Here is a 22,204-nt window from a genome sequence, read left to right as displayed (position 1 = left end):
GCCCCCCCTGGGGCGGGCGGCCCCGCCCGCGCCGCCGCGGGCCGGGGGGGGCCGGGGGGGGGGGGGGGGGGGGGGGCACCCGCAGCGGTCGGCGCGTCGGCGGACGGCGGGTCGGCACGCGAGCCCACCGCGCCGTGACGAAGACGGACATCCCGGGCGCGGCCCCGGCCACCCCCGGCGGTAAGGCTCGCACCCCGCCCACCTCGGCCGACAGAAAGCGCGAACTATCACGTAGCGCTCCGCGACGACCCGTACACCGCCCGGAATCAGTTCAACCTCTTGACGGGAGGCGACCCGAACGGCTCAGCTTAGAGTTCACTAGTTGGACATAGACGGGGCCTCATCGAAGCGGCCCCGTGCGCAGGAGGTCGTCGTGGAGACTCCGGGGTCGCAGTCGTCGCTGCACCGAGCCAACCTGGAGCGGGTCGTACGAGCCGTGCGCCTGGCGGGCTCCCTCACCCAGGCCGAGATCGCGCGGACGACAGGTCTGTCCGCGGCGACGGTCTCCAACATCGTCCGGGAGTTGAAGGACGGCGGCACCGTCGAGGTCACTCCGACCTCCGCCGGCGGCCGCCGGGCCCGCAGCGTGTCGCTGAGCGGCGACGCCGGCATCGTCATCGGCGTCGACTTCGGCCACACCCACCTGCGTGTCGCCATCGGCAACCTCGCCCACCAGGTCCTGGCCGAGGAGTCCGAGCCGTTGGACGTGGACGCCTCGTCCAACCAGGGCTTCGACCGCGCGGAACAGCTGGTCACCCGCCTGATCGAAGCCACCGGCGTCGACCGCTCCAAGATCGCCGGAGTCGGTCTCGGCGTCCCGGGCCCCATCGACGTCGAGTCCGGCACCCTCGGCTCGACCGCCATCCTCCCCGGCTGGACCGGCACCAAGCCCGCCGAGGAGCTGCGCGGACGCCTCGGCGTGCCCGTGCACGTGGACAACGACGCCAACCTCGGCGCCCTCGGCGAAATGGTCTGGGGCAGCGGCCGAGGCGTCCGCGACCTGGCATACATCAAGGTCGCGAGTGGTGTCGGCGCCGGCTTGGTGATCGACGGCAAGATCTACCGTGGTCCCGGCGGCACCGCTGGAGAAATCGGACATATTACACTCGATGAATCCGGCCCGGTCTGCCGTTGCGGCAACCGCGGCTGCCTGGAGACCTTCGCGGCCGCGCGCTACGTGCTCCCGCTCCTCCAGTCCAGCCACGGCACCGATCTGACCATGGAGGGCGTCGTGCGGCTGGCCCGGGACGGAGACCCGGGCTGTCGTCGGGTGATCGCCGACGTCGGCCGCCACATCGGCAGTGGAGTGGCCAATCTCTGCAATCTGCTGAACCCGAGCCGGGTGGTCCTCGGCGGTGATCTCGCCGAGGCCGGTGAGCTGGTGCTCGGGCCGATCCGGGAGTCCGTCGGCCGCTACGCGATCCCTAGCGCGGCACGCCAGTTGTCCGTTCTCCCCGGTGCCCTCGGCGGCCGTGCGGAGGTGCTCGGAGCGCTCGCTCTCGCGCTCAGCGAGATGGGCGATTCGACCCTTTTGGACGGGACTGCCACGGGCTCCCTGAAGGCCGCTACCCCTGCCTTCACTTAGAGAACGGATGGCACCGTTGCCATCTCGTTAAGGATTTACTTCTTGACGTCGCACGTGCGGCCGAGTTGACTTCCAGCCACCTCGGCCGCAACGTCGCGGCCTCGTCAGGGAGGTTTCTGAAGTGAACACGCGTATGCGTCGCGCCGCTGTCGCCATTGCCGCCGGTGCGATGGCTGTTTCGCTTGCTGCCTGTGGCAGCGCCAAGGAGTCGGGCGACAACGCCGACTCCACGGGCTCCGCCAAGAAGGGCGACGACATCAAGGTCGGCCTGCTCCTTCCCGAGAACGCGACCGCCCGTTACGAGAAGTTCGACCGGCCGCTCATCGAGAAGAAGGTCAAGGAACTCACCAACAACAAGGGTGAGGTCGTCTACGCCAACGCCAAGCAGGACGCCAGCACGCAGAACCAGCAGGTCGACACCATGGTGACCAACAAGGTCGACGTGCTGATCGTGGACGCGGTGGACTCCAAGGCCATCGCCGGCTCGGTGAAGAAGGCCAAGGACGCGGGCATCCCCGTCGTCGCCTACGACCGCCTGGCCGAGGGCCCGATCGACGCCTACACCTCGTTCGACAACGAGACGGTCGGCAAGACCCAGGGCGAGGCCCTGCTGAAGGCGCTGGGCGACAAGGCCAAGGACGGCCAGATCGTCATGATGAACGGTTCCTCCACCGACCCCAACGCCGCCCAGTTCAAGAAGGGCGCGCACTCCGTGCTCGACGGCAAGGTCAAGATCGGCCGCGAGTACGACACCAAGGAGTGGAAGCCGGAGAACGCCAACTCCAACATGGAGGGCGCCATCTCCGCCCTCGGCAAGGACAAGATCGTCGGCGTCTACTCCGCCAACGACGGCATGGCGGGCGGCATCATCACCGCCCTGAAGGCCGCCGGCATCGCCGACATCCCGGTCACCGGCCAGGACGCCGAACTCGCCGGCGTGCAGCGCATCGTCACCGGTGAGCAGTACATGAGCGTCTACAAGCCCTACCCGCAGGAGGCGGACGTCGCGGCCGAGATGGCCGTCGCCCTCGCCCAGGGCAAGTCGCTCGACTCGATCGCCAAGGACAAGGTCGACAGCCCGACCACCAAGGCCATCCCCTCCGTCCTCGTCCCGGTCGTCTCGCTGACGAAGGACAACATCAACGACACGGTCATCAAGGACGGCATCTACACCGTCAACGAGATCTGCGCGGGCAAGTACAAGGCCGCCTGCGACAAGATCGGCCTCAAGTAAGCAGCCGCCGAGTTCCCCGAGGGGCACGGGAGTCCGGACCGGACTCCCGTGACTCCCGTGCGGGGACAGGCGCCCCCGAGTTCCTCCGGCGCTCCGCCACATCAGCCCCGCAAGCTCCGCGGGGCGCCGGACGGATCACTCCTCCCACACTTCTGCACAACCTCCCGCCGGGTCAGGCGGCGAAGGAGATGGTTCACGTGTCCGCTACGCCCGTGCTGGCGTTGCGCGGGGTCTCCAAGCGGTTCGGTGCCGTTCAGGCGCTCACCGACGTAGAGCTTGAGGTCCACGCCGGTGAAGTGGTCGCCCTGGTCGGCGACAACGGAGCCGGAAAGTCCACGCTGGTCAAGACGATCGCCGGCGTGCACCCCATCGATGAGGGTGTCATCGAATGGGACGGCAGGTCCGTCCAGATCAGCAAGCCGCACGACGCTCAGAACCTGGGCATCGCGACCGTCTACCAGGACCTCGCGCTCTGCGACAACATCGACGTCGTCGGCAACCTCTACCTGGGCCGGGAGATCCGCAAGCGCGGCGTCCTGGACGAGGTGGAGATGGAGCGCCGCTCCCGCGAGCTGCTCGACACGTTGTCAATCCGCATCCCCAGCGTGCGCATCCCGATCGCCTCGCTCTCCGGCGGTCAGCGCCAGACCGTGGCCATCGCCCGTTCCATGCTCGGCGAGCCCAAGCTGGTCATCCTCGACGAGCCCACCGCTGCCCTCGGTGTCGAGCAGACCGCGCAGGTCCTCGACCTGGTCGAGCGGCTGCGCGAGCGCGGCCACGCCGTGATCCTCATCAGCCACAACATGGCCGATGTGAAGGCCGTCGCGGACAAGGTCGCCGTCCTGCGCCTCGGGCGCAACAACGGCGTCTTCGAGGTCAAGTCGACCTCGCAGGAAGAGATCATCTCCGCCATCACCGGCGCCACCGACAACGCCGTGACCCGCCGTGCGGCGCGCACGAACGGGGAGGGTTCCAAGTGAGCATCGACAAGACCTCCGCGGCTCCGGACGACCACGTCGTGGAGAACCCCGAGGCGGCCAAGGCCGCCGTCACGGTCGTGGACCCCCGGCTGCTGGTGCGCGAACAGGGCCTCAAGGGCTACGTCAGCGAATTCAAGCGGAAGATGAAGTCCGGTGACCTGGGCTCCATTCCGGTCGTCATCGGCCTGGCCGTCATCTGGCTCATCTTCACGAGCCTGAACTCCAACTTCCTCACCGCGGGCAACCTGTCCGACATGTCCGTCGCCATGGTCGGCACCGGCATGATCGCCGTCGGCATCGTGTTCGTGCTGCTGCTCGGAGAGATCGACCTGTCGGTCGGCTCGGTGTCCGGTGTCGCGGGCGCGAGCTTCGCGGTGCTGAACGTCACCAACGGCATGAACGAGTGGCTCGCCTTCGTACTGGCCATCCTCACCGGCACGGTCGCCGGCGTGCTGCACGGCTTCTTCTTCGCGAAGATCGGCGTTCCCGCCTTCGCCGTCACGCTCGCCGGCCTGCTGTTCTGGAACGGCTTCATGCTCCAGATCCTGGGCGACAACGGCACGATCAACCTCGACCCGGACGGGGTCGTGGCCCAGCTGACCAGCTACTACTTCTCCGACGTGGCCGCCGCGTACGCGCTGGCCGCGGTGGTGACCGCCGGATTCTTCATCAGCTCCTTCCTCGGCAACCGGCGCCGCGAGGCCGCGGGCGTACCGTCGCGGCCGCTGAGCGAGACCATCGTGCGGACCGTGCTGCTGGCGGTGCTCGCCTTCACCGTGGCCATCGTCTTCAACCAGTACAAGGGCCTGCCGCTCGCCGTGGTGATCTTCATCGTGGTGCTGCTGGTGACGGACTTCGTGCTGCGCCGCACGTCCTACGGCCGGAAGGTCTTCGCGCTCGGCGGCAGCGTCGAGGCGTCCCGCCGTGCCGGCATCAACGTGGAAATGGTCCGGATCTCGGTGTTCGCGATCTCCGGCACCTTCGCCGCGGTGGGCGGTCTGTTCATCGCCTCCAAGATCGCCGCGGCCAACCAGGGAGCCGGTGGCGGTGACCTGCTGATGAACGCGATCGCCGCGGCGGTCATCGGCGGCACGTCGCTCTTCGGCGGCCGGGGACGCACCTGGAACGCGCTGCTCGGTGTCCTGGTGATCGTGTCGATCCAGTACGGCCTCGCCTTGGAGGGCATCGCCTCCCCGGTGCAGTACATGATCACCGGTGGTGTGCTGTTGGCCACGGTCGTCATCGACGCCGTCACCCGTAAGACGCAGAAGACCGCAGGGCGCGCGTAGCCCCGGGAACACCCCTGTGCCCGGTACCTCTCAGGTACCGGGCACAGCCGTGTCGTAGGTGTGGCGCACCATGGGTAGAGCCGAACGCGTGACGTACGACGCACAGCCTCGGCGCCGCCCGCAAGGGCGGAACATTAGACTCGACAAGCCCGGCAACAGCTCTACTGCAAGGAGGCACGGGTGCCGCTGCTGACCCGTATCAGGGGACCGCGCGATCTGGACCGGCTCAACCTGGAGGAGCTGAACCAGCTGGCGGAGGAGATCCGCAGCTTCCTCGTCGAAGCGGTCTCCAAGACCGGCGGACACCTCGGCCCCAACCTCGGCGTGGTGGAGCTCACCATCGCCCTGCACCGGGTCTTCGACTCGCCCAAGGACAAGGTGCTCTGGGACACCGGCCACCAGTCCTACGTCCACAAGCTGCTCACCGGCCGCCAGGACTTCTCGAAGCTGAAGATGAAGGGCGGCCTGTCCGGCTACCCCTCGCAGGCCGAGTCCGAACACGACGTCATCGAGAACTCGCACGCCTCGACCGTCCTCGGCTGGGCCGACGGCATCGCCAAGGCCAACCAGATCCTGGAGCGCGACGACCGCGTCGTGGCCGTGATCGGTGACGGGGCGCTGACCGGTGGCATGGCCTGGGAGGCGCTGAACAACATCGCCGACGCCAAGGACCGCCCGCTCGTCATCGTCGTCAACGACAACGAGCGCTCCTACGCGCCGACCATCGGCGGCCTCGCCAACCACCTGGCGACCCTGCGCACCACCGACGGCTACGAGCGCTTCCTCGCCCGCACCAAGGAGGTCCTGGAGCGCACGCCCGTCGTCGGACGGCCGCTCTACGACACCCTGCACGGCGCCAAGAAGGGGCTGAAGGACTTCATCGCCCCGCAGGGCATGTTCGAAGACCTCGGCCTGAAGTACGTCGGCCCGATCGACGGGCACGACCTGGAGGCCCTGGAGTCGGCGCTCGCCAAGGCCAAGCGGTTCGGCGGGCCGGTCATCGTGCACTGCCTCACCGAGAAGGGCCGCGGCTACCAGCCCGCCCTCCAGGACGAGGCGGACCGTTTCCACGCCGTCGGCAAGATCCACCCCGACACGGGCCTGCCGATCGCCAGCTCCGGCGCCGACTGGACGTCCGTCTTCGGCGAGGAGATGGTCAGGCTCGGCGAGGAGCGCGAGGACATCGTCGCCATCACGGCGGCCATGCTCCAGCCGGTGGGCCTGGACAAGTTCGCCAAGCGCTTCCCCAAGCGCGTCTACGACGTCGGCATCGCCGAACAGCACGGCGCCGTCTCCGCGGCCGGTCTGGCCACGGGCGGCGTGCACCCGGTGTTCGCCGTGTACGCCACGTTCCTCAACCGCGCCTTCGACCAGGTGCTGATGGACGTGGCCCTGCACAAGTGCGGCGTCACCTTCGTGCTCGACCGGGCCGGCGTCACCGGCACCGACGGGGCCTCCCACAACGGCATGTGGGACATGTCGATCCTTCAGGTCGTCCCGGGGCTGCGGCTGGCCGCGCCGCGCGACGCCGACCAGGTGCGCGCCCAACTGCGCGAGGCCGTCGCCGTCGACGACGCGCCGACCGTGGTCCGCTTCTCCAAGGGCGCCGTCGGCCCCGCCGTGCCCGCCGTGCGGCGCGTCGGTGGCATGGACGTCCTGCGCGAGCCCGGCACCGACCGGCCGGACGTGCTGCTGGTCTCCGTCGGTGCCCTCGCGCCGATGTGCCTGGAGATCGCCGGCCTGCTCGACCAGCAGGGCATCTCCACGACCGTCGTCGACCCGCGCTGGGTCAAACCCGTCGACGAGGCCATGGCCCCGCTCGCCGAACAGCACCGCGTGGTCGTCACCGTCGAGGACAACAGCCGGGTCGGTGGCGTCGGTTCGACGATCGCCCAGGCGCTGCGCGACGCGGGCGTGGACGTGCCGCTGCGGGACTTCGGCATCCCGCCGCGCTTCCTCGACCACGCCTCCCGTGCCGAGGTCCTGGCCGAGATCGGCCTGACCGCGCCGGACATCGCCCGGCAGGTGACCGGCCTGGTCGCCAAGCTGGACGGACTCCCCACCGGCCGTGGCGCCGCGGACGCCGTGGAGAGCGCGCGCGACTGACCCGGCCGATGCGGCCGAACGGGTACCGGATGGGCCGGTTTCCCCACCATGAGGGTGGTGGAACCGGCCCATTGGCGTGAATTGGCCCGTGCCGGGGCATACGGGTGGTGCCACCTCTCGATCATGGCGAGGACGACGAGCGTGGGAGGTAACCCCGTGAGCACTACCCTCTTCCGGACGAAGAAGGTCGAGCAGTCCATCCTCGACACCGAGGAGCCAGAACACGCGCTCAAGAAGTCCTTGTCCGCGCTGGATCTGACCGTCTTCGGCGTCGGTGTGATCATCGGTACCGGCATCTTCGTTCTCACCGGCACAGTCGCCAAGAACAACGCCGGGCCGGCCACGGCTCTGGCGTTCGTGGCGGCCGGTGTCGCCTGCGCCCTGGCAGCCCTCTGCTACGCCGAGTTCGCATCCACGGTCCCGGTCGCCGGGTCCGCCTACACCTTCTCGTACGCCTCCCTCGGTGAACTGCCCGCCTGGATCATCGGCTGGGACCTGGTTCTGGAGTTCGCACTCGGTACGGCGGTGGTGGCCGTCGGCTGGTCCGGCTACATCCAGTCGCTCATGGACAACGCGGGCTGGAACATGCCGGCGGCCCTCGGCAGCCGCGAGGGCGCCGACGCCTTCGGCTTCGACATCCTCGCCGCCGCACTCGTCCTCGTCCTCACCGGCATCCTCGTGGTCGGCATGAAGCTGTCCGCGCGGATCACGTCGATCGTCGTCGCCATCAAGGTGACGGTCGTCCTCGTCGTGATCATCGCGGGCGCGTTCCTCATCAAGGGCGACAACTACGACCCGTTCATCCCCAAGGAGCAGCCCGTGGAGGCCGGGGCGAGTCTCGACTCCCCTCTGATCCAGCTCATGTTCGGCTGGGCACCCTCCAACTTCGGTGTGATGGGCATCTTCACCGCCGCCTCGGTCGTCTTCTTCGCCTTCATCGGCTTCGACGTCGTGGCCACGGCCGCGGAGGAGACCAAGAACCCGCAGCGTGACATGCCGCGCGGCATCCTCGGCTCCCTCGTCATCTGCACGACGCTGTACGTCCTCGTGTCGATCGTCGTCACCGGTATGCAGCACTACAGCGAGCTGTCCGTCGACGCCCCCCTCGCCGATGCCTTCAAGGCCACCGGGCACCCGTGGTACGCGGGCTTCATCAGCTTCGGCGCCGCGGTCGGCCTGACGACGGTGTGCATGATCCTGCTGCTCGGTCAGACGCGTGTGTTCTTCGCGATGAGCCGCGACGGCCTGCTGCCCCGGTTCTTCTCGCGCGTCCATCCGCGGTTCAAGACACCGCACCGGCCGACCATCCTGCTCGGCGTGATCATCGCCGTCCTCGCCGGGTTCACGCCGCTGACGGAGCTGGCCGCGCTGGTCAACATCGGCACGCTGTTCGCCTTCGTGGTGGTGGCCATCGGCGTGATCATCCTGCGCAAGAGCCGCCCCGACCTGCCCCGGTCCTTTCGCACCCCGTGGGTGCCGGTCATCCCGATCCTGTCGGTGTGCGCCTCGCTGTGGCTGATGATCAACCTTCCCGCCGAGACGTGGGTCCGCTTCGGCGTCTGGATGGCCGCCGGCGTCCTCGTCTACTTCCTGTACGGCCGCACCCACAGCCGCCTCGCCGGCCGTGGGGCGGGAGAGGAACAGCCGAGCGTGGGCGGCGGCACGCCGTAAGCGGCTGCGGCCCCCGGCCCACACCCGGCGCGCCTGGCGCCGGGTGTGGGCCGGGGCCGTGCCGGGGACCCGTCCTCGGAACGGCGTGCGGGGGTCGTATACCGACCGACTCCCCGTCGACGCGCCAACCGCTGTGGGCGCAGACCTCGGCCACAGTCGCGGGCGTGCCGCTCGGGGCGGCACGGGCGGGCGCAGCGGCCCTTCGTGACGCCGGGCGGTCACGCCCACCCGGCGCCGGCCCTTACGGGCGGACGGACCGCGGCCCCGCCACCTCCGCGCCCAGTTCGCCGACCCGCCTGCGCAGCTCCCGGTCCGCCGTGATCACCAGGACGGAACGCTCACCGGCCGACGCCACCACCTCGACGATGTGGTCGTCCCCGTCGCCGGGCGCCGACGACACCCGCACCCCCGGCACGGACTCCACCCCCCGCGCCGCCCCCTCCACCACCAGGACGATCTCCGCCGGACCGGGGACGGCGGGAACCCCCTTCGACGCCAGCCGGTCCCGCAGCCGTTCCGCCGCACCCCGGCGGTCCCGCCACCACCCGTCCGGCACCGATCCGACGACGTTCGCGGCGTCGACGACGACGAGGACAGGCGCGTTGGCGTTCATGTGGCCAGGGTCGCACGGCAGATGGACCCGAGGCAGGGGCCGCGAGGCGCACCGGGCGCTGTCGGCCGCATAAAGTGAACAGGTGAACGGCGACTGGCTCATCCGCGGCCGCGACGGCCGCCTCACTGTCTATCTGCCCTCCGGCGACGCCGTCCTGTGCCGTGCGGAACGGGGTCCCGCCGGCTCTTGGGAGGACGCTCCACGCACCGTCGGCGGCAGCCAGAAGCTGCACCCGGGCGCGGCGGTCGGCCAGGGCACCGACGGGTACGCCCACCTGGCCGCCTGGCGGCCCACCGTGCCGGGGGAGTCCGGGCTCGTGCACTCCACGCACTTCCGGCCGGGGCTCGCGCCCCTGGACTGGATTCCGATCGGGCACCCGGACCAGAAGGGCGAGCGGACGGGCCCGCCGGCCGTCACCGTCGACGGTGCGGGACGCGGCTACGTCTTCGTCCGGAACAACAGCGGCGGGGTGAGCCTGCGCAACCAGAAGGTCAAGGGCGGCTGGGGAGGCTGGCTGAACCTCGGAGGGCAGGACGTCGAGGGGGAGTTGGCCGCCGTGACGGGGGAGTCGGGGCTCGTCGAGGTGTACGCCTGCGTGCCCGGCGGGATCCTGCGCTGGCGGCAGGAGGGGGACGGGAAGAAGCCGGTGCGGGCCGAGGACGTCGACGCCCCCGTCCGTCCGGGGACCCTGCGCGCGCTCGCCACGTCCGCCGACCACACCACGCTCTTCTTCACCGACAAGTCGGGGGACCTGTGCGCCTGGCGCCCCGGTGAGAAGCCGGTGACCCTCCTCACGTCCGCCGGCCCCGGCCCGGTCTCCGCGGTGCGGTGTGCGATCGAGGGGCACGACTGCACGGTGCTCGCCCAGCGGTCGGCGAGCGGACGGGTCGCCTTCGCCGCGTACCCGACCGAGCAGGAGTCGGCCGGTGCCTGGTGGACCGAGTCCGGCCCTCAGCTGCCCGCCGACGCCATGGTGTCGGTGGCGCTCGACGAACACGACGAGGTCGTCGCCGCCTCCCTGTCGCCTTCGACGGGGACCGTGCTGCTCACCCGCCGCAAGGACGAGCCGGGGCTCGCGCTGGAGGCCTGGAGGGAGGTCTGACCCTCTCCGGTAACCGGAACAGGCCCCTTCGCTCTGTGGGTTCGACGCTCCAGGCAGCCGAGGCGCGTCAAGGGGCGTACGGAGGCGGGGGAACGACGGCCGGATCGTGTGAGGATCCCGTCTGTGGCGGCACGCGCAAAGGGGGGCGGGTGTACGGATGGTTACCGTACGCCCCACCCCCCTCAGGGGTAACGCGCTACGCCGGGACGCTCGCGACGCCCTGGGCCAGGAACCTCTTGCCGTTGACGCGCTCGGAGACACCCTCGCGGTCCAGGTACGGCGTGATGCCGCCCAGGTGGAAGGGCCAGCCGGCGCCCGTGATGAGGCAGAGGTCGATGTCCTGGGCCTCGGCGACGACGCCCTCGTCGAGCATGATGCCGATCTCCTGCGCCACCGCGTCCAGGACGCGGTCGCGCACCTGCTCCTCCGTCAGGACGGTGTCGCCCTGCTTCAGCAGCGCGGCGACCTCGGGGTCGAGCTCGGGCTTGCCGCTGTCGTAGACGTAGAAGCCGCGCTTGCCCGCCTCGACGACCGCCTTGAGGTTCGGGGAGACCGTGAAGCGGTCCGGGAACGCCCGGTTGAGCGTCTCGGAGACGTGCAGGCCGATCGCCGGGCCGACCAGCTCCAGCAGGACCAGCGGCGACATCGGCAGACCGAGCGGCTCGACGGCCTTCTCGGCGACCTCGACGGGGGTGCCCTCGTCGATCACGTTCTGGATCTCACCCATGAAGCGGGTCAGGATGCGGTTCACGACGAACGCCGGGGCGTCCTTGGTGAGGACCGCGGTCTTCTTCAGCTTCTTGGCGACACCGAACGCCGTGGCCAGCGAGGCGTCGTCGGTCTGCTCACCGCGGACGATCTCCAGCAGCGGTAGCACCGCGACCGGGTTGAAGAAGTGGAAGCCCACGACCCGCTCGGGGTGCTTCAGCTTCGAGGCCATCTCCGACACCGACAGCGAGGAGGTGTTGGTGGCGAGGATCGCGTGCGCCGGGGCGACCGCCTCGACCTCGGCGAACACCTGCTGCTTGACGCCCATCTCCTCGAAGACCGCTTCGATGATGAAGTCGGCGTCCGCGAAGCCCTCGGCCTTGTCCAGCACACCGGTGACCAGCGCCTTGAGGCGGTTGGCCTTGTCCTGGTTGATCCGGCCCTTGCCGAGCAGCTTCTCGATCTCGGCGTGGACGTAGCCCACGCCCTTGTCGACGCGCTCCTGGTCGATGTCGGTCAGCACGACCGGCACCTCCAGGCGGCGCAGGAACAGCAGCGCGAGCTGCGAGGCCATCAGACCCGCGCCGACGACGCCGACCTTGGTGACCGGGCGGGCCAGGGACTTGTCCGGGGCGCCGGCCGGGCGCTTGCCGCGCTTCTGCACCAGGTTGAAGGCGTAGATGCCGGAGCGCAGTTCACCGCCCATGATGAGGTCGGCGAGCGCCTTGTCCTCGGCGTCGTAGCCCTGCTGGAGGTCGCCGTTCTTCGCGGTGGCGATGATGTCCAGGGCGCGGTAGGCGGCCGGGGCGGCGCCGTGCACCTTGGAGTCCGCGATGAAGCGGCCCTTGGCGACGGCCTGGTCCCAGCCCTCGCCGCGGTCGATCACCGGACGCTCGATCTCCAGCTCGCCCTTGAGTACGGCGGCGGTCCAGATCAGCGACTGCTCCAGGAAGTCCGCGCCCTCGAAGATCGCGTCGGCGATCCCGAGCTCGTAGACCTGCTTGCCCTTGAGTTGCTTGTTCTGGTTGAGGCTGTTCTCGATGATCACCGAGACGGCCTTCTCGGGGCCGATCAGGTTCGGCAGCAGCGTGCAGCCGCCCCAGCCGGGGACCAGCCCGAGGAAGACCTCGGGCAGGGAGAACGCGGGCACCGCCGCGGAGACGGTGCGGTAGGTGCAGTGCAGACCGACCTCGACACCGCCGCCCATCGCGGCGCCGTTGTAGTACGCGAACGTCGGCACGGCCAGCTTCGACAGCCGCTTGAAGACCTCGTGGCCGCCCTTGCCGATGGCGAGCGCGTGCTCGTACTCCTTGAGGATCTCCACGCCCTTGAGGTCGGCGCCGACGGCGAAGATGAACGGCTTGCCGGTGATGCCGACGCCGATGATCTCGCCGTCCGCCGCCTCCTTCTCGACCTGGTCGATGGCGGTGTTCAGGTTCGCCAGCGAGGCCGGGCCGAAGGTGGTCGGCTTGGTGTGGTCGTGCCCGTTGTCCAGGGTGATCAGGGCGAAGCGCCCGGCACCCAGGGGGAGGTCGAAGTGGCGTACGTGCGCACTCGTGACGACCTCGTCCGGGAACAGTTCGGAGGCCTGCTTCAGAAGCTCGGCGGTGGTGCTCACTTGTCCCCCTCGAAGTGCGGGTTCTCCCAGATGACCGTCGCGCCCATGCCGAAGCCGACGCACATGGTCGTCAGGCCGTAGCGGACGTGCGGCTGCTCCTCGAACTGGCGGGCCAGCTGCGTCATCAGGCGGACGCCCGAGGAGGCCAGCGGGTGGCCGAACGCGATCGCGCCGCCGTACTGGTTGACGCGCTCGTCGTCGTCGGCGATGCCGTAGTGGTCCAGGAAGGCCAGCACCTGGACGGCGAAGGCCTCGTTGATCTCGAACAGGCCGATGTCGGAGATCGACAGGCCCGCCTGGGCCAGCGCCTTCTCCGTCGCCGGGATCGGGCCGTAGCCCATGACCTCCGGCTCGACGCCCGCGAAGGAGTAGGAGACCAGGCGCATCTTGACGGGGAGGTCGTGCTCGCGCGCGAAGTCCTCGGAGGCGATGAGCGAGGCGGTGGCGCCGTCGTTCAGACCGGCCGCGTTGCCCGCGGTGACCCGGCCGTGCACACGGAACGGGGTCTTCAGGCCGGAGAGGTTCTCCAGGGTCGTGCCCGGGCGCATCGGCTCGTCGGCGGTGACCAGGCCCCAGCCCGTCTCACCGGCCTCGGGGGAGGTGCGGCGTACCGAGATCGGCACCAGGTCGGCCTGGATCTTGCCGTTGGCGTACGCCTTGGCGGCCTTCTCCTGGGAGCGCACGGCGTACTCGTCGGCGCGCAGCTTGGTGATCTGCGGGTAGCGGTCGTGCAGGTTCTCTGCGGTCATGCCCATGAAGAGGGCCGACTCGTCGACCAGCTTCTCGGAGACGAACCGCGGGTTCGGGTCCACGCCCTCGCCCATCGGGTGGCGGCCCATGTGCTCGACACCGCCCGCGATGGCGATGTCGTAGGCGCCGAAGGCGACGGAACCGGCGACCGAGGTGACGGCCGTCAGGGCGCCGGCGCACATGCGGTCGATGGAGTAGCCCGGCACAGACTGCGGGAGACCGGCGAGGATCCCGGCGGTGCGGCCGATGGTCAGGCCCTGGTCACCGATCTGCGTGGTCGCGGCGATGGCGACCTCGTCGATCTTCTTGGGGTCGAGTCCGGGGTTGCGGCGCAGCAGCTCCCGGATCGCCTTCACGACGAGGTCGTCGGCACGGGTCTCGTGGTAGATGCCCTTCGGGCCCGCCTTGCCGAACGGGGTGCGGACGCCGTCGACGAAGACGACGTCCCTGACGGTACGAGGCACGATGGCTCTCCTCCAGGGTCAGGATCTGCATTGCTGCTGCGATGCGCTGAGCGCGCGCTCAGGCCCCATGCTACTTATGAGTAACGTAGCTGCACAGTCCTGACAGGGGGAGCGGTGAAGGTCACACCTTCGGCGGTGCCGTGGAGCCCCGGGGGGTCAGCACGGGAGTGGGCACCGGATGCGATCCGGCCTCACCCCCGGTGATCACCGAGAACAGCGTCCGGACCACCTCCGCCCCGAACCCGTGCACATCATGGCTCATCGCCGACAGGGTCGGGTGCGTCAGCCGGCACAGCTGCGAGTCGTCCCAGGCCAGCAGCGACACGTCCTGAGGCACCCGCAGCCCCATCTCCGCCGCCACCGACAGCCCCGCCACCGCCATGATGTCGTTGTCGTACACGATCGCCGTCGGCCGGTCGGCCGGCGACGCCGTCAGCAGCGACCGTGTCGCCCGCGCCCCCGCGTCCCCCGAGAAGTCCGTCGCGACCTGCCACGCCCCGGCCAGTGCCAGTGCCCCGGCCGCCTCGTCGAACGCCGCCGTCCGGATCGCCGTGTGGCCGAGTTCCGCCGCCCCGCCCACCCGGGCGATCCGCCGGTGCCCGAGCGCGGCCAGATACCGCACCGCCTCCGTCACGGCGGTGGCGTCGTCCGTCCACACCGACGTGAGCCCTCCGGTCAGCGCGGGGTGCCCGACGGCGACCACCGGCATCCCCAGGCGCTCCGCCAGGGCCGAGCGGGGGTCGTCGGCCCGGAAGTCGACGAGGACCGACCCGCCGATCTGCCGCCCCCGCCACCACGCCTCCTGGACGGCCATCTCCTCGTCCATGTTCCGCACGAGCCGCAGCAGCAGCGAACTGGAGTGCTCGGTCAGCACGCTCTGCACCCCCGAGACGAACTCCATGTACCAGGGCTCCAGTCCGAGCACCCGCGCCGGCCGGCACACGGCCAGCCCGACCACGTCCACCCGCGATCCGGCCAACGTCCGTGCCGTGAGGCTCGGCGCCCAGCCCAGCTCCCGCGCCGCCCGGAAGATCCGGTCCCGGGTGGCCTCCGACAGCCCGGGCTTGTGGTTGAAGGCGAGGGACACGGCACCCTTGGACACACCGGCGCGCGCGGCGACGTCCTTGATGGTGACGCGAGGGGTCGGCGTTGCCGTCATCGGGTGGGCTCCACGCAGTACAGGGCAGAACGAGCGGTCTCCGCGTCCGGAGTCTTCCAGCCGCGCACCCCGATGGTCACCTCTTCGCCCGGCAGCAGCGTGACCAGGCCCCGGTCGGCGCGCGCCCCGGGCTCCAGCCGGTCGGCCTGGAGCAGCAGGTCCCGGACCAGGGTGCGGGCGGTCACCGTGATGCCGCCCGGAGTGAGCGCGACGTCGAACCGCGGGGCGGGATAGGGGACGTCGCGGTCGGGCACGGGGAAGTGCACCGCCCGCAGCCCGCCCACGTCGGCGACCAGGAACTCCTTCGGCCCGTCGGGCGTCAGCTCCCGCGGCACCTCGACACGCGCCACGGTCCGCCGCCCGGCCGTCAGTTCCACATCCGCCCGCCCCAGCACCTCGCCCTCGACGGAAAACCGCCGCAGGGTCAGTGTTTCTTGCCAGTCGTCCGCTCCCTGGTTGACGGCCGCCAGCTCCAGCCCGCCGTCCCCCGCCCGGATCGTCAGCAGCCGGTCCGCGTACAACCGCTTCAGTTCGTGGTACAACGGCTTCTCCCGGCCGTCCCCGTCGATCGCCGCCCAGGACGTCACCGGCCAGCAGTCGTTGAGCTGCCAGACGACCGTGCCCGCGCACACCGGCCAGTGCGCACGCCAGTGCTCGATCCCGGTCGCGACCGCCCGGGCCTGGTTGAGCTGCATGAGGTAGTGCCACCGGTCGAAGTCCCCCTCCGGCAGGGCGAAATGCCGCCGGAGCCCCCGCTCCAGCTTGCCGTTGCCGTCGTGCGCCTTCTGGTGGTGCAGCATGCCGGGGGAGTCCGGCGCGAGCTCCTCCCCGGGCAGGGCCCGCCGCAGGGTGGTGTACGCGGGCGGCGCCTGCCAGCCGAACTCGGCGACGAACCGGGGCACGCTGAGCCGGTAGTCCGCGTAGTCCTCCCGGTTCCACACCTCCCACGAGTGGTGGGTTCCGTGCGCCGGGTCGTTGGGGTGGTGGTCCCATGACCCGGACCAGGGGCTGCCCGCCGTGTACGGCCGGGTCGGGTCCGACTCGGCCACCACCCGCGGCAGGAGGCCCAGGTAGTAGCCCTCGCCCCAGGAGTCCCCGGCCAGTCGCGGCTCCCACTCCCAGTCCCTGAAGCCCCAGAGGTTCTCGTTGTTGCCGTTCCACAGCACGAGCGAGGGATGCGGCATCAGCCGTACGACGTTCTCCCGCGCCTCGGCCTCCACCTCGCCGCGCAGCGGCTGCTCCTCCGGGTAGGCCGCGCAGGCGAACGGGAAGTCCTGCCAGACCAGCAGGCCGAGTTCGTCGCAGGCGTCGTAGAAGTCCTCGCTCTCGTAGATCCCGCCGCCCCAGATCCTTACGAGATCCACGCCCGCGCCGGCCGCCTGCTCCAGCCGCTGCCGGTAGCGCTCGCGGGTGATGCGGGACGGGAAGACGTCGTCGGGGATCCAGTTGACGCCCCGCGCGAAGAGCCGCTCGCCGTTGACCACGAGGGTGAAGCCGGTGCCGTGCGCATCGGGCCGCCGGTCCAGCTCCACGCTGCGGAAACCGATCCGCCGCCGCCACACGTCCAGGTCGTCCTCGCCGTGCAGCAGCCTCAACTCGACGTCGTAGAGCGGCTGTTCACCGTAGCCGCGCGGCCACCAGAGTCGCGCGTGGGGCACCCGCAGCCGTACGGTCCCGCCCGCGCCCTCGATCTCCGCCCGCGCCCGCACCCCCGCGACGGTCGCCTCCACGGCGAGCGGCGCCTCCACCCGGGTCCGCTCGACGTCGACGGCCAGCTCGACGACGCCCGTACCCTCCTCGACGGTGACCAGCGGGCGCACCCGGGCGATCCGGGCCGTCGACCAGTGTTCCAGGCGCACCGGCCGCCAGATCCCGGCCGTCACCAGGGTCGGTCCCCAGTCCCAGCCGAAGGAGCAGGCCATCTTGCGCAAGTACTGGTAGGGCTCGGCGTAGGCGCCGGGCCGTTCGCCCACCCGGCTCCGCACGGCCTCGGCCTCGGCATAGGCGGAGACGAACCGCACGGACAGCCGCCCGGACAGGCCCGTCACGTCGAACCTGTACGAGCGGTGCATGTTGCGCACCTTCCCCAGCAGCCGCCCGTCCAGGGAGATCTCGGCGACGGTGTCGAGCCCGTCGAAGACCAGGTCGGCCTGCTCCTGCCCCCACGAGCCGCCGATCTCCCGCTCGTACGTCCAGTCGCGGCGCGCCACCCACGCCACCTCGGTCTCGCCCGAGCCGAGGAACGGGTCCGGGATCAGCCCGGCCGCCATCAGATCGGTGTGCACGCAGCCCGGCACGGTGGCCGGCAGTGTGTCCGAGTCGTGCCGCAGGATCCATCCCTCGCCGAGCGGTGTGGCCTCCAGCATGCGCACTCCCTTAACCGGTTCAGTGAAGAGTCGGGTGACCGATTCGCATCGTTGGCGGGATTGGGACTTTACCGGTTGAGTGCACGCTGCCAGAGTTCCGAACCAGCCATACCGCACGTGCTCGTCCGTCCCGAGTCCCCCTCCGCGAACGGAGCTGACGCACATGAACCGCCGTACCCTCCTCGCCCTCGCCGCGGGCGCCGCCCTGCTGGCCTCCGGCTGTACCGGATCCCAAGGCTCCTCGAAGGGTGCCGACGCCGAGGCGCCCGATGACCCCTCCAAGGTCGACGGGACCATCACCGTCCTCACCCACCGGACCGACCTCGTGCAGGACGGGACGCTGAAGAAGTACGCCGCCGAGTTCAACAAGACGTATCCGAAGGTGAAGGTCGAGTTCGACGGCATCACCGACTACGAGGGCGAAGTCAAGATCCGTATGAACACGGAGAACTACGGGGACGTCCTCATGATCCCCGCGGTGATCGAGAAGAAGGACTACCCGAAGTTCTTCGCCTCGCTGGGCGGTCAGAAGGAGCGGAGCAAGAAGTACCGCTTCACCGACACCACGACCGTCGACGGCAAGGCCTACGGCCAGAGCCCGCTCGGCGCGCTCCCGGGGTTCATCTACAACAAGAAGGTGTGGAGAAAGGCCGGGGTCACCGAATGGCCCACGACACCGGCCGAGTTCCTCGCCGGGCTCAAGGCGATCAAGTCGAAGACCGACGCGATCCCCTACTACACGAACTTCAAGGACGGGTGGCCGCTCAGCCAGTGGACGGGGGTCAACGGCTCGGTCAGCTGTGACGAGCAGGCCACCACCAGGCTGGCCGAGGGCAACCCCTGGGCCGAGGGCGCCGACCTGCGGGTGGCGGACACACTGCTGTACGACATCGTGCACGAAGGGCTCATCGAGAAGGACCCGACGACCACCAACTGGGAGGCGTCCAAGCCCAAGCTGGCCAAGGGCGACATCGCCACCATGTGGCTCGGCTCCTGGGCGGTCATCCAGATGCGGGACGCGGCGAAGCAGGCCGGCAGCGACCCGGACGACATCGGGTTCATGCCCTTCCCCGCCCAGAAGGACGGCACGTTCTGCGCGGTGACGTCGCCCGACTACCAGCAGGCCGTCAACATCCACTCCGAGCACAAGCAGGCCGCCCGCGCCTGGATCGACTGGTTCACCGACGAGTCCGGCTACGCGCAGGACAACCTGGCGCTGTCGCCGCTCAAGGACGCCCCGCTGCCCGGTGTCCTGAAGCCGTACGAGGAGGCGGGCGTCAAGCTCCTCGAACTCGACGACCGCAAGGGCGCGGAGGTGAAGACCATCGAGAACCAGTCCGAGGTCGGCATCAACAAGCCCGACTACCGCCAGGAACTCGTGGACATGGCCCGCGGCGCCAGGAAGGGCGACCCGGACGCCTACCTGGACGGCCTCGGTGAGAAGTGGACCGAGACCCGGAAGTCGCTGGGGTCCTGATGACGGGCACGACCGAGACGGCGGCCGTCACGGCCGCCTCGGGGGCGGCCGCCGCCCCGGCCCCCAGCCCCCGCCGGGCCCGTCTGCGGCGCGGGGCCACCCCCTGGCTCTTCCTGCTCGCCCCGCTCGCCTTCCTGATCGTCTTCACCTACGCGCCGATCGCCAACATGGTCGCGTACAGCTTCACCGACTGGGACGGGGTGAGCCCCGAGCTGCGCTACACGGGCACCGAGAACTACGCCGAACTCTTCACCCGCTCCGAGCTGTTCGAGGTCTTCTGGGTCAGTGGCTACTACCTGGCGGCCTCCGTGTTCCAGATCGTGGCCGCGCTGTACTTCGCCACGATCCTCAGCTTCAACGTCCGCTTCCGGAACTTCTTCAAGGGCGTGCTGTTCTTCCCGTACCTGATCAACGGCGTGGCGATCGGGTTCGTCTTCCTCTACTTCTTCCAGGACGGCGGCACCCTCGACTCGGTGCTGGGCCTGTTCGGCGTGGAGACGGAACGGGCTTGGCTGGGCACCCCCACATCGGCGAACACGTCCCTCGCGGCGGTCTCCGTCTGGCGCTACCTGGGCCTGAACTTCGTCCTCTTCCTGGGGGCGATCCAGTCGATACCGGGGGAGCTGTACGAGGCGGCCGAACTGGACGGCGCGAACCGCTGGCACCAGTTCCGCCACATCATCGCGCCGGGCATCAAGCCGGTCCTGTCCCTGACGGTGATCCTGTCGATCTCGGGCTCCCTGTCGGTCTTCGAGATCCCGTACATCATGACCGGCGGCGCGACCGGTACCGAGACGTTCGTGATCCAGACCGTGAAGCTCGCCTTCCAGTTCAACAAGACGGGCCTCGCCTCGGCGGCCGCGGTCGTGTTGCTGCTGATCGTCCTGGCGGTGACCTGGGTGCAGCGGCGCCTCGCCCCCGACGACAAGGCGGACCTCGTATGACACGCCGCGCGATGACCCGCGTCCTCGTGTACCTGTCGCTGATCGCCGCGACCGCGGTGGTCCTGCTCCCGCTGGCCGCCGTGCTCCTGACCTCCCTCAAGTCCGAGCAGGAGATGGCGGACGGCAGCGGAGCGCTCGCGCTGCCCGACGACCCGCTCAACCTCCACAACTACGTGACGGCGTTCCAGGACGGCCGGATGCTTTCGGCGTTCGCCAACACCGCGATCATCCTCGTCGTCGCCATCGGCGGCACCGTCCTCATCGGCTCGATGACGGCCTACGCCATCGACCGCTTCCGGTTCCGCTTCCGCACGTGGGTCCTGGCCCTGTTCCTCATCGCCGCGCTGGTCCCCGGAGTGACCACCCAGGTGGCCACCTTCCAGATCGTGAACAGCTTCGGCATGTTCGACAGCCTCTGGGCGCCGATCGCCCTCTACATGGGCACGGACATCGTCTCGATCTACATCTTCCTGCAGTTCGTCCGGTCGATTCCGGTCTCCCTGGACGAGTCGGCCCGCATCGACGGGGCCAACGCCTTCACGGTCTACCGCAAGGTCATCTTCCCGCTGCTGAAACCGGCGATCGCGACGGTCGTGATCGTGAAGGGGATCACCGTCTACAACGACTTCTACATCCCCTTCCTCTACATGCCCTCCGAAGATCTTGGCGTGATCTCGACGTCGCTGTTCCGCTTCAAGGGCCCGTTCGGCGCCCACTGGGAGACGATCTCGGCGGGAGCGATCCTCGTCATCGTCCCCACTCTGATCGTCTTCCTGTTCCTCCAGCGGTTCATCTACAACGGCTTCACCCGGGGGGCCACGAAGTAGCCCGGCCTTCCTCAGGCCTCCTTCGGGGACAGGGCCTCCACCAGCACCGGCGTCACCTGCTCCACCTGCCACGGCCGCGCACCATGACCGGCCAGGGCGGCCGCCACCGACTCGGCGTCCACCACCGCCGGCGGCTCCCAGCACACCCGCCGCACCGTGTCCGGCGTGATCAGATTCTCCTGCGGCATGGTGAGCTGCTCGGCCAGCGCCGACACCCCGGCCCGGGCCGCGGACAACCGCGCCGCGGCCGCGGGGTCCTTGTCGGCCCAGGCGCGCGGCGGCGGAGGCCCGGTCACGGACAGCCCGGGCTGGGGCAGCTGCGCCTCGCTCAGCGCCTTCGCCCGGTCCACCGCCGCCTGCCACTGCTCCAGCTGCCGCTTGCCCACGCGGTGGCCGAAACCGTTCAGCGCGGCCAGCGCGTGCACATTGGCCGGAAGCGCCAGCGCGGCCTCCACGATGGCCGCGTCCCCGAGCACCTTGCCCGGCGACACGTCCCGCCGCTGCGCGATCCGGTCCCGGGTCTGCCACAGCTCCCGAACGACGGCCAGCTGCCGGCGCCGGCGCACCTTGTGCATGCCGGACGTACGCCGCCACGGGTCCTTGCGGGGCTCGGGCGGGGGAGCCGAGGCGATCGCGTCGAACTCCTGGTGGGCCCAGTCCAGCTTGCCCTGCCGGTCCAGCTCCTTCTCCAGCGCGTCCCGCAGGTCGACGAGCAGCTCGACGTCCAGCGCCGCGTACCGCAGCCAGGGCTCGGGCAGGGGCCGGGTCGACCAGTCGACGGCGGAGTGGCCCTTCTCCAGGACGAAGCCCAGCACGCTCTCGACCATCGCGCCGAGGCCGACCCGGGGGAACCCGGCGAGCCGCCCGGCCAGCTCCGTGTCGAACAGCCGCGTCGGCACCATGCCTATCTCGCGCAGGCAGGGCAGGTCCTGGGTGGCGGCGTGCAGCACCCACTCGACGCCGGACAGGGCGTCTCCGAGGGCGGACAGGTCGGGGCAGGCCACGGGGTCGATCAGGGCCGTTCCGGCGCCCTCGCGACGCAGTTGCACGAGGTAGGCGCGCTGCCCGTAGCGGTAGCCGGACGCGCGCTCGGCGTCGACGGCGACGGGCCCGGTTCCCGCCTCGAAGGCGGCGATCACCCGGGCCAGGGCGGTCTCGTCCGCGATGACGGGCGGAATGCCCTCACGCGGCTCCAGCAGAGGGATCGGCGCCTCCGTAGCAGAAGATCCGCCGTCGTCCGGAGGAGCGCCTCCGGTGGTTCGCAGTGAGCTGTCTGCTGCGGTGTCGTGGGCGTCGGTCACATGTCAAGGG

At 70.0% G+C, this 22,204-nt stretch carries 16 protein-coding genes; 10 read left to right on the top strand and 6 right to left on the bottom strand.

The genetic code is table 11. The features are described 5' to 3' along the window. The first annotated feature begins 373 nt into the window (after positions 1-373). The 6 genes from ACIQHQ_RS10335 to ACIQHQ_RS10310 all read left to right on the top strand — a co-directional run bounded on the left by ACIQHQ_RS10335 (position 374) and on the right by ACIQHQ_RS10310 (position 8,865). Positions 374-1,585, top strand: a complete 1,212-nt coding sequence (locus ACIQHQ_RS10335; RefSeq protein ID WP_402611387.1) for an ROK family transcriptional regulator — start codon at positions 374-376, stop codon at positions 1,583-1,585. Positions 1,586-1,718: 133 nt separating this feature from the next. Next, on the top strand, positions 1,719-2,819 hold the full coding sequence (locus tag ACIQHQ_RS10330; RefSeq protein ID WP_402611642.1) for a sugar ABC transporter substrate-binding protein: 1,101 nt from the start codon (positions 1,719-1,721) through the stop codon (positions 2,817-2,819). A 188-nt stretch (positions 2,820-3,007) separates the two neighbouring features. Further along, positions 3,008-3,799: an ATP-binding cassette domain-containing protein gene (locus ACIQHQ_RS10325; RefSeq protein ID WP_361305481.1), complete on the top strand. Its 792-nt coding sequence runs from the start codon at positions 3,008-3,010 to the stop codon at positions 3,797-3,799. Continuing rightward, positions 3,796-5,088 (top strand): sugar ABC transporter permease, encoded by a 1,293-nt coding sequence (locus ACIQHQ_RS10320; RefSeq protein WP_402611386.1) that lies wholly within the window; start codon positions 3,796-3,798, stop codon positions 5,086-5,088. Before ACIQHQ_RS10325 ends, ACIQHQ_RS10320 begins: the two co-directional genes overlap by 4 nt. Positions 5,089-5,268: 180 nt before the next feature. Next, positions 5,269-7,194 (top strand): 1-deoxy-D-xylulose-5-phosphate synthase, encoded by a 1,926-nt coding sequence (dxs, locus tag ACIQHQ_RS10315; RefSeq protein ID WP_402611384.1) that lies wholly within the window; start codon positions 5,269-5,271, stop codon positions 7,192-7,194. A gap of 156 nt (positions 7,195-7,350) precedes the next feature. After that, the gene (locus ACIQHQ_RS10310) at positions 7,351-8,865 is read left to right on the top strand and encodes an amino acid permease (protein ID WP_402611383.1); all 1,515 of its coding nucleotides are present in this window, start codon (positions 7,351-7,353) and stop codon (positions 8,863-8,865) included. 241 nt (positions 8,866-9,106) lie between these two features. Here ACIQHQ_RS10310 and ACIQHQ_RS10305 read toward each other — a convergent pair whose 3' ends face one another. After that, a complete protein-coding gene (locus ACIQHQ_RS10305) occupies positions 9,107-9,478 on the bottom strand; it encodes an NTP pyrophosphohydrolase (RefSeq protein WP_402611382.1) in 372 nt (123 codons plus the stop codon). 82 nt (positions 9,479-9,560) lie between these two features. On the opposite strand from ACIQHQ_RS10305, the gene ACIQHQ_RS10300 reads away from it, so the two are divergent. Beyond that, positions 9,561-10,580 (top strand): hypothetical protein, encoded by a 1,020-nt coding sequence (locus ACIQHQ_RS10300; RefSeq protein ID WP_402611381.1) that lies wholly within the window; start codon positions 9,561-9,563, stop codon positions 10,578-10,580. 196 nt (positions 10,581-10,776) lie between these two features. Here the strand turns inward: ACIQHQ_RS10300 and ACIQHQ_RS10295 are convergent, their stop codons facing one another. The 4 genes from ACIQHQ_RS10295 to ACIQHQ_RS10280 form a co-directional block, all read right to left on the bottom strand. Further along, positions 10,777-12,906, bottom strand: coding sequence for a 3-hydroxyacyl-CoA dehydrogenase NAD-binding domain-containing protein (locus ACIQHQ_RS10295; RefSeq protein ID WP_402611380.1), 2,130 nt, complete (start codon positions 12,904-12,906; stop codon positions 10,777-10,779). Next, on the bottom strand, positions 12,903-14,120 hold the full coding sequence (locus ACIQHQ_RS10290; protein ID WP_402611379.1) for a thiolase family protein: 1,218 nt from the start codon (positions 14,118-14,120) through the stop codon (positions 12,903-12,905). Before ACIQHQ_RS10290 ends, ACIQHQ_RS10295 begins: the two co-directional genes overlap by 4 nt. A gap of 121 nt (positions 14,121-14,241) precedes the next feature. After that, positions 14,242-15,279 carry a LacI family DNA-binding transcriptional regulator gene (locus ACIQHQ_RS10285; protein ID WP_402611378.1) on the bottom strand — a complete coding sequence of 346 codons (1,038 nt, stop codon included), beginning with the start codon at positions 15,277-15,279 and terminating at the stop codon, positions 14,242-14,244. Beyond that, positions 15,276-17,645 carry a glycoside hydrolase family 2 protein gene (locus ACIQHQ_RS10280; protein WP_402611377.1) on the bottom strand — a complete coding sequence of 790 codons (2,370 nt, stop codon included), beginning with the start codon at positions 17,643-17,645 and terminating at the stop codon, positions 15,276-15,278. Before ACIQHQ_RS10280 ends, ACIQHQ_RS10285 begins: the two co-directional genes overlap by 4 nt. A 163-nt stretch (positions 17,646-17,808) precedes the next feature. On the opposite strand from ACIQHQ_RS10280, the gene ACIQHQ_RS10275 reads away from it, so the two are divergent. Genes ACIQHQ_RS10275 through ACIQHQ_RS10265 form a run of 3 tightly spaced genes read left to right on the top strand, consistent with a single transcriptional unit; the run spans position 17,809 to position 20,893 of the window. After that, positions 17,809-19,122, top strand: a complete 1,314-nt coding sequence (locus ACIQHQ_RS10275; RefSeq protein WP_402611376.1) for an ABC transporter substrate-binding protein — start codon at positions 17,809-17,811, stop codon at positions 19,120-19,122. Continuing rightward, positions 19,122-20,066 carry a carbohydrate ABC transporter permease gene (locus ACIQHQ_RS10270; protein WP_402611375.1) on the top strand — a complete coding sequence of 315 codons (945 nt, stop codon included), beginning with the start codon at positions 19,122-19,124 and terminating at the stop codon, positions 20,064-20,066. Before ACIQHQ_RS10275 ends, ACIQHQ_RS10270 begins: the two co-directional genes overlap by 1 nt. Beyond that, a complete protein-coding gene (locus ACIQHQ_RS10265; RefSeq protein WP_402611374.1) occupies positions 20,063-20,893 on the top strand; it encodes a carbohydrate ABC transporter permease in 831 nt (276 codons plus the stop codon). The genes ACIQHQ_RS10270 and ACIQHQ_RS10265 overlap by 4 nt, the downstream gene beginning before the upstream one ends. A gap of 11 nt (positions 20,894-20,904) precedes the next feature. On the opposite strand, the gene ACIQHQ_RS10260 is transcribed toward ACIQHQ_RS10265, so the two are convergent. Continuing rightward, positions 20,905-22,194 carry a ribonuclease D gene (locus tag ACIQHQ_RS10260; RefSeq protein ID WP_402611373.1) on the bottom strand — a complete coding sequence of 430 codons (1,290 nt, stop codon included), beginning with the start codon at positions 22,192-22,194 and terminating at the stop codon, positions 20,905-20,907. Positions 22,195-22,204: the final 10 nt, after the last annotated feature.

Origin of the sequence: Streptomyces sp. NPDC092370 (assembly GCF_044755265.1) — a bacterium.
GTDB lineage: Bacteria > Actinomycetota > Actinomycetes > Streptomycetales > Streptomycetaceae > Streptomyces.
The sequence above is the reverse complement of the archived record's forward strand: the minus strand, read 5'-3'. Positions and strand labels throughout refer to the sequence as shown.

Excerpts from the sequence above, each read along its gene's own strand:
- ACIQHQ_RS10265 (WP_402611374.1), top strand. The coding sequence starts at position 20,063 with ATGACACGCCGCGCGATGACCCGCGTCCTCGTGTACCTGTCGCTGATC.
- ACIQHQ_RS10275 (WP_402611376.1), top strand. The coding sequence starts at position 17,809 with ATGAACCGCCGTACCCTCCTCGCCCTCGCCGCGGGCGCCGCCCTGCTG.
- ACIQHQ_RS10280 (WP_402611377.1), bottom strand. The coding sequence starts at position 17,645 with ATGCTGGAGGCCACACCGCTCGGCGAGGGATGGATCCTGCGGCACGAC.
- ACIQHQ_RS10285 (WP_402611378.1), bottom strand. The coding sequence starts at position 15,279 with ATGACGGCAACGCCGACCCCTCGCGTCACCATCAAGGACGTCGCCGCG.
- ACIQHQ_RS10305 (WP_402611382.1), bottom strand. The coding sequence starts at position 9,478 with ATGAACGCCAACGCGCCTGTCCTCGTCGTCGTCGACGCCGCGAACGTC.
- ACIQHQ_RS10330 (WP_402611642.1), top strand. The coding sequence starts at position 1,719 with ATGCGTCGCGCCGCTGTCGCCATTGCCGCCGGTGCGATGGCTGTTTCG.
- ACIQHQ_RS10325 (WP_361305481.1), top strand. The coding sequence starts at position 3,008 with ATGGTTCACGTGTCCGCTACGCCCGTGCTGGCGTTGCGCGGGGTCTCC.
- ACIQHQ_RS10270 (WP_402611375.1), top strand. The coding sequence starts at position 19,122 with ATGACGGGCACGACCGAGACGGCGGCCGTCACGGCCGCCTCGGGGGCG.